Annotated in this window: 18 protein-coding genes and 1 pseudogene; 5 read left to right on the top strand and 14 right to left on the bottom strand. The window is 40.9% G+C overall.

Features of this window, described 5'->3' with window-relative positions; genetic code table 11:
• Positions 1 to 379: 379 nt before the first annotated feature.
• The 14 genes and pseudogenes from C5471_RS21795 to C5471_RS21735 form a co-directional block, all read right to left on the bottom strand.
• Entirely contained in the window at positions 380 to 1318 is a 939-nt protein-coding gene (locus C5471_RS21795) for a DNA-methyltransferase (RefSeq protein ID WP_207627435.1), read from the bottom strand.
• 101 nt (positions 1319 to 1419) lie between these two features.
• Complete coding sequence (locus C5471_RS21790; protein ID WP_011147645.1) at positions 1420 to 1620, bottom strand: hypothetical protein; 201 nt, start codon at positions 1618 to 1620, stop codon at positions 1420 to 1422.
• A 180-nt stretch (positions 1621 to 1800) separates the two neighbouring features.
• A pseudogene (locus tag C5471_RS21785) lies at positions 1801 to 2317 on the bottom strand (antiterminator Q family protein).
• Positions 2305 to 2604, bottom strand: a complete 300-nt coding sequence (locus tag C5471_RS21780; protein ID WP_133815244.1) for a Ref family recombination enhancement nuclease — start codon at positions 2602 to 2604, stop codon at positions 2305 to 2307. Before C5471_RS21780 ends, C5471_RS21785 begins: the two are co-directional and overlap by 13 nt.
• A gap of 15 nt (positions 2605 to 2619) precedes the next feature.
• Positions 2620 to 3213 carry a DUF1367 family protein gene (locus tag C5471_RS21775; RefSeq protein ID WP_133815243.1) on the bottom strand — a complete coding sequence of 198 codons (594 nt, stop codon included), beginning with the start codon at positions 3211 to 3213 and terminating at the stop codon, positions 2620 to 2622.
• A 100-nt stretch (positions 3214 to 3313) separates the two neighbouring features.
• Positions 3314 to 4513 carry a helix-turn-helix domain-containing protein gene (locus C5471_RS21770; protein ID WP_133815242.1) on the bottom strand — a complete coding sequence of 400 codons (1200 nt, stop codon included), beginning with the start codon at positions 4511 to 4513 and terminating at the stop codon, positions 3314 to 3316.
• Positions 4514 to 4523: 10 nt separating this feature from the next.
• The gene (locus C5471_RS24620; protein WP_242688819.1) at positions 4524 to 4826 is read right to left on the bottom strand and encodes a hypothetical protein; all 303 of its coding nucleotides are present in this window, start codon (positions 4824 to 4826) and stop codon (positions 4524 to 4526) included.
• Between the two features lie 53 nt (positions 4827 to 4879).
• Positions 4880 to 5200, bottom strand: a complete 321-nt coding sequence (locus tag C5471_RS24615; RefSeq protein ID WP_242688818.1) for a hypothetical protein — start codon at positions 5198 to 5200, stop codon at positions 4880 to 4882.
• Positions 5201 to 5744: 544 nt separating this feature from the next.
• Positions 5745 to 7112, bottom strand: a complete 1368-nt coding sequence (locus tag C5471_RS21760) for a replicative DNA helicase (protein ID WP_133815241.1) — start codon at positions 7110 to 7112, stop codon at positions 5745 to 5747.
• 73 nt (positions 7113 to 7185) lie between these two features.
• Positions 7186 to 7527, bottom strand: coding sequence for an ATP-binding protein (locus tag C5471_RS24605; RefSeq protein ID WP_339959317.1), 342 nt, complete (start codon positions 7525 to 7527; stop codon positions 7186 to 7188).
• Between the two features lie 178 nt (positions 7528 to 7705).
• Positions 7706 to 8458, bottom strand: a complete 753-nt coding sequence (locus tag C5471_RS21750) for a helix-turn-helix domain-containing protein (RefSeq protein WP_133815240.1) — start codon at positions 8456 to 8458, stop codon at positions 7706 to 7708.
• Positions 8459 to 8460: 2 nt separating this feature from the next.
• Positions 8461 to 8685 carry a hypothetical protein gene (locus C5471_RS21745; protein WP_133815239.1) on the bottom strand — a complete coding sequence of 75 codons (225 nt, stop codon included), beginning with the start codon at positions 8683 to 8685 and terminating at the stop codon, positions 8461 to 8463.
• 14 nt (positions 8686 to 8699) lie between these two features.
• Positions 8700 to 9149: a toxin YdaT family protein gene (locus C5471_RS21740; protein WP_133815238.1), complete on the bottom strand. Its 450-nt coding sequence runs from the start codon at positions 9147 to 9149 to the stop codon at positions 8700 to 8702.
• A gap of 57 nt (positions 9150 to 9206) precedes the next feature.
• The gene (locus C5471_RS21735) at positions 9207 to 9434 is read right to left on the bottom strand and encodes a transcriptional regulator (protein WP_041380257.1); all 228 of its coding nucleotides are present in this window, start codon (positions 9432 to 9434) and stop codon (positions 9207 to 9209) included.
• Between the two features lie 141 nt (positions 9435 to 9575).
• Between C5471_RS21735 and C5471_RS24600 the strand changes: the two genes are divergently transcribed.
• The 5 genes from C5471_RS24600 (at position 9576) to C5471_RS21710 (ending at position 13066) form a co-directional block, all read left to right on the top strand.
• Positions 9576 to 9947, top strand: a complete 372-nt coding sequence (locus C5471_RS24600; protein WP_242688817.1) for a hypothetical protein — start codon at positions 9576 to 9578, stop codon at positions 9945 to 9947.
• Positions 9948 to 10464: 517 nt separating this feature from the next.
• Positions 10465 to 10620, top strand: a complete 156-nt coding sequence (locus tag C5471_RS21725; protein WP_166296388.1) for a hypothetical protein — start codon at positions 10465 to 10467, stop codon at positions 10618 to 10620.
• A gap of 353 nt (positions 10621 to 10973) precedes the next feature.
• Positions 10974 to 11318 (top strand): hypothetical protein, encoded by a 345-nt coding sequence (locus C5471_RS21720; protein ID WP_133815237.1) that lies wholly within the window; start codon positions 10974 to 10976, stop codon positions 11316 to 11318.
• 15 nt (positions 11319 to 11333) lie between these two features.
• Positions 11334 to 11585: a hypothetical protein gene (locus C5471_RS21715; RefSeq protein ID WP_133815236.1), complete on the top strand. Its 252-nt coding sequence runs from the start codon at positions 11334 to 11336 to the stop codon at positions 11583 to 11585.
• 107 nt (positions 11586 to 11692) lie between these two features.
• A complete protein-coding gene (locus C5471_RS21710) occupies positions 11693 to 13066 on the top strand; it encodes a hypothetical protein (protein WP_133815235.1) in 1374 nt (457 codons plus the stop codon).
• The last annotated feature ends 119 nt before the right edge of the window (positions 13067 to 13185 follow it).

Raw genomic sequence — 13185 nt, 5'->3', positions numbered from 1 at the left:
AAGGCATCTTTGAAGAAGTTGTGACATACTTTACGTGCAGGCATAGCAGTGACCTTATTGACTTGGTGGAACAATCAGTAGATCACACAACGCTATGCCTGTCTATTTTCTGGGGATTCCTCAGCCCTTTGGGGGCTTCCCTGTTAAAATGCTTGACCTGCGGGCCTGGCCGGCCCGCACCCGGCCAACCCGGTTCGGGCAGGAAAAGCGGGGGGAAACCCGGTTATGACCTCGGGGAAAAAGTGAGCTAAAATCGGCAAAGTGCCCGTCGGGGCAAGTTGGTATGTTCTTTAACAGGGTGGGAAAACGCGGCGGAGAAAAAGGCTGTTAAATCAGGGGGAAAAGTCTGTTAAACCGTATGATGGCGTCGGGATAGTCCCTAAGATCCCATAAAGAAGTCCGCCACCAGCTCTCCTTCCCGGCCGCTAGACTGGATAATATGTGTCATCAAATCAGCTGGTTTTTCACAGGGATGTTTACCTGGGTAATACTGAACAGGTGGAAAAGACCAGACATCAGTATAAGGCACATCTGCCGTCACCAAGAACGGACGACACAGCAGCCCATATTCCAGACTCAATTCCTCATATTGGCGTGACAGAGTAAGATGAGATTCTACTAACTCATGATACGGCCTGTTTAATTCTCCATTCTGGTGTTTTTCTCTGGCTATTCGAGCGAACAATACCCGCAGTTTTTGGTAATCCACTTCATTGGGTAATTGCCACTGGCTATCACTGAACCAGTGACTGGCCATCTGTTTCACCGTGGCAACGTGAATTTCTTTTGCTGTGACACCCAACGCCTTTCGTTCATCGCGAAAGTAGTCCACAAGCGGTTTAAAGACATATTGCTTAAGTTCGCGGCATTTGAGGAAATACCCATCACCTTTAGGTTGATAAGGCCTCTGATAATGTTCAGCAAATATAATCCGTTCAGTGGACGGGAAATAAGACCTTAAACTTTCTTTATTCTGCCTGCGCCACGGACCAGAAGGTTTTGCCCAGATAATGTGGTTAAGCACATTGAACCGTTCACGAACAAGGATTTCCGTATTAGACGCCAGACGCGAACCACAAAACATATACAAACTGCCGTTGGGTTTCAGAACACGCCAGAATTCAGTCAGTACTTCATCTAGCCACGCAAGATAAGCCGTTACATCCTCCCATTGTCTGTCCCAACCACACTCTTTTACCCGAAAATAGGGAGGATCGGTGGCGATTAAGTCTATGCAGTTGTCTGGTAACGTTTTGATAAATCGTAGAGAGTCGTCATTAATTAATGTGATACCACTTAAATTCACAATATTTTCCATAAATCGATACTGGCTTACTCTCTGGTCAGCACAGAACAGGCGAATGGCTGGTGTTGTCAGCTCCACCAGCCGTCCATTTTACCGCTTAAGAAGTTACCCCATCAGAGGCAACGCTTGAAAAAGGTGTCATTGTCCCGGCTTTCCATCAAGCCAGCCAAACAAAATTGAGTTAAAAGTAATTGGCAACGCGGCGTTGATAGCCCAGTCAGAGTTGAAACATCAGGAATAGAAACCCAATCATACATTGGTACGGTTTCTAAAACACATGAGGCTGTTGTTGTCATATCTTCATGTTTTAGCATGATAATTTAAACCTTTGGTCAGTTATTGTGCATAGACACACATGTAACTCCGACCGATGACAACAGCAAGTCTTATCTGAATTTCAGGCAACAAAAAACCCCGCACAGGGCGAGGCTATAAGTCACGAATACTACTATCGCAATGTATACTGAAAATGGTAGCTCATAAGTTCAAAGATGTCAACACGTTAGTGACAAAAGTTTTGATTTTCTTTCCTGTTCCCGTCTTATAAAGGCATCTTGCAATGGTTGATAAATCAAATATTCCGTTGCTCTTAATATTTCCTCAACCTTACGCCGACAAGTTGACATTGATGGCTTTCGCTTACGCAACATACCATTTCTGCGGATCATAATTCTTGGCTGAACCGTTGCATGATAATGTTTGGCAATTGCTCTATCAGATACACAATAAACATATCGACTAAGCAACATCCCAAATGCAACCCGATCAATATGGTAAATATTGGTCTACTACCCTAGCGATTAACATTCCGTCATCATCATTGCATATCGGACGTTCTGGATAACTTCTCAGTTCTACCGTCGCCATAAGCTCAGCAATCATACTGCTCTGACGTTTATCAAGCCTACCAGAATACACCCATGCACCGAACTTGGATAACCAGTCCTGCAACCAAATTTCTTGTGCCTGAGTCAATTGCAGCCCATCCGTTGAAAATATCACACCCGACATAACCGTACCTTTTCAACTTCCCTTTTAACTTGGGGCAATAGTTCCGTTGCCATACCGTGGATTGCTTGCCATGTCTTCGGTGCCACATGAAAGCTCTTGGGATAAAACGCTTGATGATAGCGAGGATATAACAGCAGAATGGAGAAGTGAGCAGCCCTTTGGGCCATATCCTGTACCACTCTCACATGATGAATTTTCGCAAGTGTTACCCCCAACCCCATATTCCGACAACAGATACATCCCAGTAATGTCACATCAGAAAGCCATTGTTTTTCACTTTTAGCCATTGGTTCTGCCTCTCATTACATAAAATCGGACAACTGAGAAGCAGCATGTTCAGCGGCATTTCGGTTCGGGAAATTACGATACAAAATAAAGTTCCAAAGCACGTTTAATGTATCTTTATAAAGTTCCTGAAATTCCAGCTCTTCCATTTTGGCAAAGCTGACTGAACGAGGTTCACGGTACAGACTGCCGTTGGGCATTTCGTAAATGTCATAGTGCCCTGATTCCACTGTTACCCAGCACCGAAAGGCATCAAAGGATTTGGTAGCAGTAATATTCTGGGCTCGGTTTTTAGATATGCCAGCAAGATATTCATCCGCAGCGGATTGTAAGACATCTTCACTGCCCGCGAAGTGTGCAAGAAATTGTACGTAGCCACGCATAAGCGCTTTCTCTTCCGGGGAAATGGTACCCCCAGCAGGTTCCCAGTATTCATAGCCGAGATTCAGAAGGGCAAAATATTTACGATGGAAACGCGGGTTACGTGCTTTCTTAAAATCCGCATAGAGCACATCGCCCCACTTCACTTTGGAGTGCAGGTATTCCCTAGCTGCAGGAGTCGCAGGTCTCAGGATGTCATTCGAGATTTTGATAAAACTATGCTGCGTCATTACTTATCCTCAAAGTTATGACACAGCAGCTTTTGTTTAGGTTATCAGATGTTCAGGCCGATACGAACAGAATAACAGGTGTTAGTATTAATTCCCAATTTTACTTTCTATTAAATAAATTAACGACGTTTGTATCTTGTTGTGTAGTAGATATATTAATACTATTCTTCAATTGTATTCTGGATTGGAAATCAAGTACCTGTGATTCTGACAAGAATCCCTTAGGAACTGAACATAAATCCTCTAAATCTCCTTTTGGGAAACCAAATTCCTCAAGAAGTGTTTTTTTATTAAAAGTTCCAGAATCCAATAATAGATTCAAGCACCTAGGTAACAAACGAACCGACTCTGGTTTTCTAAGATCATCAAGCGGCTCTCCTTTTCGCCAACCTCTAGCAGAAATATTTTTATATAACCTCTGATATTCCAGAGAAGATATTAATTCTAAATTTCTCGCTCTAAGGATCATAGATTGCGCAGACATCCCCCAGCGATTTTTTAGAGATATGAAATTCTGTAATGTAGGATATGGAGGAAGCTCTACAGAAAATGACTCTTCCGGCAGCATGAAACTCGACGCAAACTTATGTGCTTGCTCTTCTATTGGATTAAAATTGATATTATCAAATCTATTTATATATCGATGTAAGACTATATGACCTAATTCATGAGCAGCATCAAATCGACTACGATAATAGTTATCTTTATCACTAGCTAAAACCACATATGGTCTATTTTCTAAATCATTCCATTGAGAATAGCCATCCATTACAGAACTACCTTGTTCAAATCTGGAACAGACTATCCCCGCATTCTCCATTACCAGTAATAGATCATCTATCGGTGCAATACCTAATTCCCAAGCTTTCCTACACTCAAAAGCCATTCTTTCAATCAATTGATCATCTATCGCTCTGTAATCCTTTACGTTAAGATGAGGAATGTTAACCTCTGGATAATCAAGATATTCTTGCATCTTACATGATAACTCTTGAAACCACCCCATGTATCGCTCTGAGGCGATACATAAGTCTTTTGCCGTGGTTGAAAGTGTTCGGAAGAATACTGGTTTTTTTTCGTACTTAACAATAGGCTTTGTGAACCAACTTACCGGGCAATTAAGAATCTGACTTAAGCTATGCAATACTTCTGCATCGGGGGAATGATTACCGTTTTCCCACTTGGTAATAGTTGATGGTGAACGATCCACTAACCTACCAAGGTTAATTTTCGATAATCCCCTCGCTTCTCTTATCTGTGTCAACCTTTCAGATTGGAAACCAGAAATTCCCACTCTCATAATGTCTCACCTATTCTATGTTTTCCTGATCCTTCAGGCGCTTCTTGAGCTTAGGTAAAACCATATCAGGAATGACTATCTTCTTCTCTCCAGTATAGAGGGCTAAAAGCTCTGTTACAGATTTATTATAGTGAAAACCTTTCATATTGGTAAAAGGAACCACAATCCTTAAATCCATCATGCTGGCCTGAGATTCATGATATGGTGGATTAATATTTATTAACAACACACCTAACGTATCAATGTCATTATGATGTTTACTATCTTCTTCTCTAAAAAGATCTGGAGTATAGCCTTCAAATTTTTCATTCAATTGGGCTATCAATGAACGATGTTTAGCACCTCTTATATGGCGCTCATCGTGATTTAACCCAATACGACTAATTTAACACCTTCTGAATCGATAATAATGTAATGCTCCCCTTTCGGGGATGTATCAGCATCGTAACAAAGATAACCAGAGCGACTTGCGGCCTCCCTCAATGCTGAATTAAGGCCATAGTGCCTAGCCTGAGGCCTAAATCTACGTTGCTCCGGTTCACCAAGTTTTAATATATTGCCTACAGTTACTTCCTGTGCTGCAGCATACTTAGCATATAATGCATCTTGTACGTTAAGCCAAAAATCACGCCTGAAAGCGTTTATTATCAAATCGGTAATATCACTTTGTGTGTCGTTAATGCTCATTTAGATACCCTGATTGCGTTAAGCAGATTTTATGGTATTTTTTTTTCGTTTTGAACGCAAGCAATATACTTAATATGTAATTTGTACGTTACAAATACAACTTCAACTCTTATACCATCCCAGTGTGTTCCAGCAGGCCGCTTCACTAGAAAAACAATATTCAGCTACAGAAAGGCTTTCCCCCACACTTTTCACTTTGCTGTTTCTGCAACTGAACTACCTACTTTTTTCATCAATGATCATCCATCCTAATCAGCATAGAGAGGTATTCATTGACTTTGTAAGATTCCCTACCCGGCCTTCGAAGAGTACAATTGCGCTTCAGCATCTCCAGCTCTTAGTTATCCACCAGCAATTCTATTTTGGTAAAGCCAGCATCCTGCCGGCGTTTACGTTGAATCGACTAGCTTTTAAGTCTAAATTTGTAAGATAGCGATGCTTTCGGAACTGCACCCAAAACGGGATAATTCATAACTACCCAAATTATCTAATAAAATCAGTTTACTGTTTATGGTCATATTGGTCTGCCTCTTTTGGCCTTTAGTTAAAATGCCTTGTCTGCATATCGGTGCTCTTTTTGTTTAGCCTGTTGCTGTGTACGACATATTTCAGCAGCAACAATTTGATCAGTTGGTAAGTAATGCCCATTTTTAAATTCCTGAAATATCGTTCCGGTTTCACCGTGACGATTTTTATCCAAAATAATCTCAGCATAATTTCTGGCTGGACTTTGTGGGTTATAAACAACATCACGATAAGTAAAAATAATTCGATCTGCATCTTGCTCTAGGCTACCTGAGTCTCGCAAATCCGCTGCAACAGGGCAACGCTGATGTATAGGCCGTTTATCAACGTCTCTTGATAACTGACTCAATGCTGTAACAGGTGTATGTAATCGCTTAGCTAGTCCCTTGAGAGCCCTGGATATTTGAGCGATAGCAAGGTCATTACGCTCGGCTTTGGGCCTTTTTATCAACCCAAGATAATCAACAAAAATACCTTTCAGATTCGGGAGCCTGCGCTTATGCGTTTCACTGATAGCACATATCTGTTCAGTGCTTAATTCACTAGCATCAAGAATATGAATATCGCGATCTATTAACTCGCTTATTGCGTTAGATATACGGACCCAATCTTCATCATAAAATTCACCACGTCTCAATTTCGAAACTGACAACTGGGCAGAACCAGCAACTATACGTTCTGTAATTTGTTGTGCTGCCATTTCCATTGAAAACAGCAATACCGCCCCTCCATTCCTAGTCATACCCTCAATCATGCAAAGTGCCAGTTCTGTTTTGCCCATGCCGGGACGACCACCGATGAGAATTAAATCAGTTGGGTTAAATCCCCCCGTCAACGAGTCAAATGGCTCAATACCGGTCATAATCATACCGAGACTATCCTCACCTAAGTTACGCCTCTCCAGTATGTCAATGTACCCTTCAATCAATGTTTTGATGTGCACGGGAACCAGGTTGCCAGTATCTCGTATTAGCTCCCCCATAGTGGACATAAAGCCCGTTATGACATGTTGTGCTTGAGTATGATTTTTAGTTTCCAGTAACGCCTGTTGGCCAGCGTTGATCACTGCTGTAACCCGACGAACATACCAATATTCACTAACTTTATTGGCATAGCCTTTCAGGTTTGCATTCCAAACAGGGCTCTTACTCAACTCAAGGATATTAGCTAATGTATTACCATCTCCACTCATAGCCTCAGCGATGAATATCGGATCAATCAGGGAACTACTGAACGCTTGTTTTTTGATTTCAACGTAGACACGACGCAAAAAACTTGAACTAAACGCCTCTTCTGGCAACGTTGCAAAAACATCATAAGCATCCTGCGTTGCACCACCTGACAACAATCCGCTTATAACCGCAGACTCTAGATTGAGCTCATTCATACTACTGTCCCCTCCGGTAACTATCTCAGTCAAAAGCCAACACTACCCCACCCTGTAACACACGATCTAATACTCAGTCCCCTAAAAACACTGGCAGGTCATTCATTGGCAAATTACTGATCAGGATCGTTGGTAATAAATCTTCATATCGGTTATTAATCACCTCAAACAAGATATTTCGCTCTGATACAGTGCCGTATTGAACGCCAATCTCATCAATGATCAGCAAATCCAACTCACTGTAAAACCTCAGTGTCTCGAACTCGTTGGTGTCAGCATCATTACTCCATGAACGACGAAATGCCCTGATAATACGTGATGCGGTTGTAATAAACGCACTGATACCGTTCTGAGTGACTATTTCACGGCATGTCGAACAGCCAGATGAGTTTTCCCGGTACCAATACGGCCACACATGATGATCCCCTCACCCGCAACTTTGCGTTCTTTCCAAGTCTGAACATAACTTTGGCAGATCTTCAGATTATGTTGAGCAGCTTTGTTTATAGGCTAATAATTTTCAAAGCTGGCATGTTCAAAACGTGGGGCAATGTTGATACTGTCAAGTAAGCTATTAGAGTTCATTTCTCCCCCTAATCAATATTTTCTGACCAATAAGAATCCTGTGGTTCGTAGGTTATACCCTTATAACCTGTATGAGTATTTTGAGTAAATTTAGGTTTGATGTTTTGAGACTTTTCAGGAAACAGCCCTTGCCACCCATTCGCAATTGACGTGCAAATCACTGAATCAGGATTCGTGCAATCTGCTAGTTTTTTCCCTTGCTGCTTACACATGGTTTCTGTCAGCGGCTTTTTAATTTCTAGCCGAAAAGTGACCCAATCAGCCCATACTTCATCGCTAACGTTTTTAGGCTTTGCCGTGATGGGATCGAATTTTAATTTCTCCCGTTTCCCCTTACGGGGGATAAGGGGGGTTTTAGGTTCCGTGACTGGTTCAAAAGGGTGACTGGTTCTGGGTGCATCTCCTGCACCACTAACCCCCGCAGAATTTGCACCACTGGGTGCAAGAGATGCACCATATGGTGCAACATTTTCACTATAGCCATGACTGGATTTATCCAGATTCAGGAAATAGACATTTGATTGATTCAGTCCATTTTGTGTCTTCCGTTCTGCAACACAGACAATGCCATCTTTTACCAATTGCTTGATGTGATTTTGAACAGAACGTTCTGATATTTCGCATTGTTCAGCAATGTAAGCAACTGACGGCCAGCACTCTCCCTGGTCATTAGCGTTATCAGCCAACTTAATCAGTACCAATTTACGGAGTGGATTACCAACTTTGATACTCATAGCTTTTACCATCAATGACATACTCATAATCAAGCTCCAAGTATTTTAGCAATCTGACGGCAAACTGACTTACACCGTTCAAGGGTAAGAGACTCCTCCAGCAATTTGGCCTTTTGCCGTTCATACTGTTTCCAGACATTTAACGCAACTTCTCTGTACCCTTCATAAATTTCTGGGATTTGTTCTATAGTTACAAACTCACCACCCAGGTGAAACTTATTACAATAGGTGATCTTTTCTATGGTTCTAAGCATTGGTCTTGCCTCTTTTAAACGTTTGTCAAAGCATTCAGTGCTGATATCGCAACGGTTATTTGTTGTGATACGTCACTATCTCCTAAACCTCCCAATAGGATTGCAATTATCACCGCCGTAAATTCACGAATCGCAACAGATATCAAATAATTAGTTGTTTCACCGTTAACTCTGGCTTTGCGTTCAAGTGGAAGGGCTGATTGGATAGCGGGTAACAACTCTGATACTTTTCTCCGTGCAGCCCTTGAATCACTGCGCAACCACCTGAAAATTTGCTGCCTATTGTTATTGATAGCTTTCCAATTAGCATTCCCATTTATTTCAATGGGATGCAACTTGGCTGATACCGCTCTTTCACAAAGCAAGAAGTACATTCGGCTTATTTCTATTGCTACATACTCCTGCCCCTTCTCTGCCGCCCACGCCTCAACTTCGGCTTTCAGGGCGTTGATGTTTTGTTCCACTGTTTACGTCTCCTGTCGCAATATTGATTATTGAGAATCAGTTTTTATACTGACTGCTCAGTTAGCATTTATTTCAGGCCATATTTTCTGCCAGTCATGGGGACGAAGATCTTGTCTTGTCACTTTTCCATTGGTTGCATTTTCTATATCAAAACATCTGGCGGGAGGAACTGGAGCATAACCATGTGCCATTTGCGATAAATAGGAACTGGATACCCCAAGCTTCTCAGCAAGAAGTTTGGCTTCACCTCGCTTTAAATTAGAAATGTAATCATTTAGTTTCATAACTACCCCTTTTAGAAATACAGAAAGTTTAATAAATACTAAACATTTATCAAGTATTTGCTTATTTAGTGAATACTAATCACAATTTAACTGGTAGGAAAAATATTGAAATCCCTAGATATATAGGTTCTTATAAATAAAATGAGCATGAAGAACATCAGGCAACAACGCCTAAGAGATTGGTTTTCCGATAAAATTCTTCCTGAAAAAGAGAAGAGTTATTTGTCACAGCTTATGAATGGTAAAGCATCTTTCGGCGAAAAAGCCGCGAGACGTTTAGAACAAGACTATCGAATGCCAGATGGTTATTTAGACGCCGATACAAACACCCACCAATTAGGAAGCCCACTACAAGTAACATTGACTCCTAAGCAAAAAGTTCTTCTAGAGCTATTCGACGAACTGCCAGATAGTGATGCCGATGATCTGATAAAAAATCTTGAAGATAAAAAACGGCATTATGATAATTTACTAGAAGAATTATTACATAAAAAGAGGCAAAAGAAAGCATAGAAAAAAGTCGCCACTCGACTTTTTTCTTATTTATCAACAAGATTTTTATCTTACCCTGAACCCTACGGAATAAACCGTTAACCTCAATCACCCAATCCAAAAATTAATTAACCTTTAGCCAACACCCAAAAACTATCATGCTATATGCATAGAGAATCTCTAAAACTATCTTGGCCATCCTATTTTACAGTGCTATCACCAAGGGAAAATTCATTCAGTTCACACCTTGAAATAGATATAAAAATTAAAATAAATCAAATGGTTAAACTTAACACTTTGATAAGCCCTTCTTATTGTTTAATTTTTACTTTGCTTTTTGTTTATTGATTACCAAACTCAATTTCAACAGCAAACAGGCAGGACGCCCACGTAGTAGTCGCTACCGACATACGAAGAGGTAGATGATTTGCTAATCAGTAACTCGGCACAGCAGCCGTTTAGGTTAAGTGTTCAAAACCGAATTTACAGTTTCAATTGTTATGAGGGAGGAGAAGAGCAAGGTTCAATGTGACCTGTCATGATTACCACATATAACAACTGTATTTACCAGAAAGTGGAACAGGAAAGATCAACCAACACCAGGATTCCCCAGCCTGCGGTGGGAATGGTACAAAAAACACTGGCAGTTGATGCGTTACGGTTCTTCTTACCGGGTTTCTTAGAAACTGCGTGAATCAACGGACGGCGGGGAAAGACCCGCACATTAACCAATCGAACAACAGTTCTTATGTGTAATGATATGCAGAATATCAAATTAGGCCAATTCATCGGTCTGTTTGAAACATTTATTAAAACTATAACCTCTGAATGGTATTTATCGTTGATAAATCCGTACCAACTAATACCAATATGGGGAAAAACTAAGAATCAACAAATGTAAAAAAAACCACCGAAGTGGCGGGTTCTTTTACCCCGGATCGCCGACCAAAGCTAACCGGGAGTTTCTACTAACGAGGACCAACTCGTTAGTAGAGGCAAGACCAATGATTTCCATCATTGATCGCTAACAATATATCAGGAGCTGCTATGAAAGCACAACAAGAAACAATACAAGTAAAGCTTTATGTTCACGCTATCGAAAATAATATTTCACGAAAAATGAACATCACAGTCTTATCACATGACGCAAGTAAACACGGAAATGCATCGATCTTTGGTACAGTTGTCGCTATTCATGATATAGAAATCCCGTATCCAAATATTAGTCGTCCAGACTTTATAAATTCACAAATTGATACTCTAAAGAAAGAACAAAATAAAGTTCTTTCAGAAGCTCATACTAAAGCCTCTGAACTTGAGAGCCATATTCAATCATTGTTATGCACTGAAGAGAAACCAATGTCTAAATCTGATGAAGAAACTCCTTATTAAGGCTCAGGTGTATTTATGAAAAACATAAATGATATAATTAATTTAATCCTAGATAATGGTTTAATTGCTATTGAGCATAAAAATAATAGTGATACAACAAACGCAACTATGCATATATCTATTACCGGTGGCAAAAGGCGAGTTGAATATTACCCAACGACAGGAATGGTTTATTCAAATGCTGTCAAGGGATTATATCCAAAAGTCAAAATGCCAAAAGCCGGGATTAAGGCAGCAATAAAACTGGCAAAAAAAGCAATTTATTAAAGAGGCAAGACCAATGTTCACATATATCTGTGTCTTTGAGCCGACAAAAAAAGCTCAAAAAAATGGAGCCGTACCACTTGCAATTGCACTCGAAGCTAATTCCGAAAATGGCTAAAGCTATGGCCATTGTTTACCTTGGGGAAGAGTACGCGAACGATATGAGCAACTTCAACACATCAAAACCGATTATTTGTAAAGATATACAAGGCTTCCCTCGCCCACCAATTGGTAAATTTGATGAAAAATTTGCTACTGAATATGAGTTCAACGGCACCACATGGCAGGCTAGAACGCTCGAACCAACGAAAAACCCATCTATTACTACACGTGATTTTAATCACACTTACGCCACGTTAGATCTGGAAATTGCACTGGCATTACTAGACGGTGACTTTCATTGCTGGGCGATTATGTCACACAGTATGAAAGAGGCTAAGCAACTGATAACAAATAACAATGAAGCATGGCAGCAGTGGTCTACCGCATTTCGTATCAGAACCGACGCTCTGTCCATTCCACGGGAAACGCTTTTCAGAGTCGTACGTGAAGGTAAACACCACCCTGAATTTCTGACCGATGCCGTCGCTATGAAGGAATTCTTAAACTGTACTTTAGGTGATACCGACATACCCGTTGAATTACCAGAAGAGAAACCCAAGGTTTCCAATTATCCAGTGTCAACATCAGAAGCCTCGATAACAGATGTCACTCCAGATGAAGTTGAAACCCAACAGGCAGCACTACAGGTTAAGGAGAAAAAAAGCGAAGCCAAGTCTCTCAAGACCAGAAAAACCAAGCAAACCAAAGAGGACAAAGCAATAGAAGAGACTGCACAAGACAACACTACGGCGGATGATGAAGTCACCTCATTGCCTCCTGTCGCTACCCTGAACGCCAATGATGATAACTTCCAACATCGAACCAATTTGCTGGAGGAAACTATCAAGGCACAAGGCGATGAACAGAAAACTAATCTCCGTATCTGGAAGGCAGTCCAACGTACCGATCCCCACTTTACAAAACCATTGGAGGGAATGGGGTTCAATGGTACAAGCATAAACAGTAACTATATGTTTATGCGGGCAACAGAACTATTCGGACCATTCGGTTATGGATGGGGCTGTAATGTCACAGAAGAAAAGCTGATTAATGGTGCACCCATGTCAGAACCTATCTATGACGACAAAAATAAACAAATTGGGAGCCGATTCTTACGTGATTCTGACGGCACATTAATATATGAACAAAATCACTCTATCAAAATTCTCTTTTGGTATCTGGTTGAATGTGACATTTGTGCTGAAATTGAAAGTTATGGTGCGACACCATACATGTACAGAACCAAATATGGAATTAAAACAGATGGAGAGGCCATCAAGAAATCACTCACCGATGCTATAAAGAAAGCGTTATCGATGCTTGGATTTTCTGCTGATGTATTTATGAGTATGCATGATAACCCTGAATATCTGGCAGGGTGAGAGCGTGAGTGTTCATTGTTTAACCATCGAGCATAATCCTGCTATTAACACCTTGTCCATATAGGCACTATTCATACTGGTCATCTTCCGTTTGCGCCGAATACTGGCTTTTTCACTGG

Origin of the sequence: Photorhabdus tasmaniensis, assembly GCF_011189505.1 — a bacterium.
In the GTDB taxonomy this organism is placed as follows: Bacteria; Pseudomonadota; Gammaproteobacteria; order Enterobacterales; family Enterobacteriaceae; genus Photorhabdus; species Photorhabdus tasmaniensis.
This window is presented reverse-complemented; position numbering and strand designations above follow the sequence as displayed.

Coding starts and splice junctions, on each gene's coding strand:
- C5471_RS21715 (WP_133815236.1), top strand. CDS start 11,334: ATGAAAAACATAAATGATATAATTAATTTAATCCTAGATAATGGTTTA.
- C5471_RS21735 (WP_041380257.1), bottom strand. CDS start 9,434: ATGAAACTAAATGATTACATTTCTAATTTAAAGCGAGGTGAAGCCAAA.
- C5471_RS24615 (WP_242688818.1), bottom strand. CDS start 5,200: ATGAGCATTAACGACACACAAAGTGATATTACCGATTTGATAATAAAC.
- C5471_RS24600 (WP_242688817.1), top strand. CDS start 9,576: ATGAGCATGAAGAACATCAGGCAACAACGCCTAAGAGATTGGTTTTCC.
- C5471_RS21760 (WP_133815241.1), bottom strand. CDS start 7,112: ATGAATGAGCTCAATCTAGAGTCTGCGGTTATAAGCGGATTGTTGTCA.
- C5471_RS21710 (WP_133815235.1), top strand. CDS start 11,693: ATGGCTAAAGCTATGGCCATTGTTTACCTTGGGGAAGAGTACGCGAAC.
- C5471_RS21745 (WP_133815239.1), bottom strand. CDS start 8,685: ATGCTTAGAACCATAGAAAAGATCACCTATTGTAATAAGTTTCACCTG.
- C5471_RS21775 (WP_133815243.1), bottom strand. CDS start 3,213: ATGACGCAGCATAGTTTTATCAAAATCTCGAATGACATCCTGAGACCT.
- C5471_RS21750 (WP_133815240.1), bottom strand. CDS start 8,458: ATGAGTATGTCATTGATGGTAAAAGCTATGAGTATCAAAGTTGGTAAT.
- C5471_RS21770 (WP_133815242.1), bottom strand. CDS start 4,513: ATGAGAGTGGGAATTTCTGGTTTCCAATCTGAAAGGTTGACACAGATA.
- C5471_RS21780 (WP_133815244.1), bottom strand. CDS start 2,604: ATGGCTAAAAGTGAAAAACAATGGCTTTCTGATGTGACATTACTGGGA.
- C5471_RS21790 (WP_011147645.1), bottom strand. CDS start 1,620: ATGCTAAAACATGAAGATATGACAACAACAGCCTCATGTGTTTTAGAA.
- C5471_RS21725 (WP_166296388.1), top strand. CDS start 10,465: ATGATTACCACATATAACAACTGTATTTACCAGAAAGTGGAACAGGAA.
- C5471_RS21795 (WP_207627435.1), bottom strand. CDS start 1,318: ATGGAAAATATTGTGAATTTAAGTGGTATCACATTAATTAATGACGAC.
- C5471_RS21720 (WP_133815237.1), top strand. CDS start 10,974: ATGAAAGCACAACAAGAAACAATACAAGTAAAGCTTTATGTTCACGCT.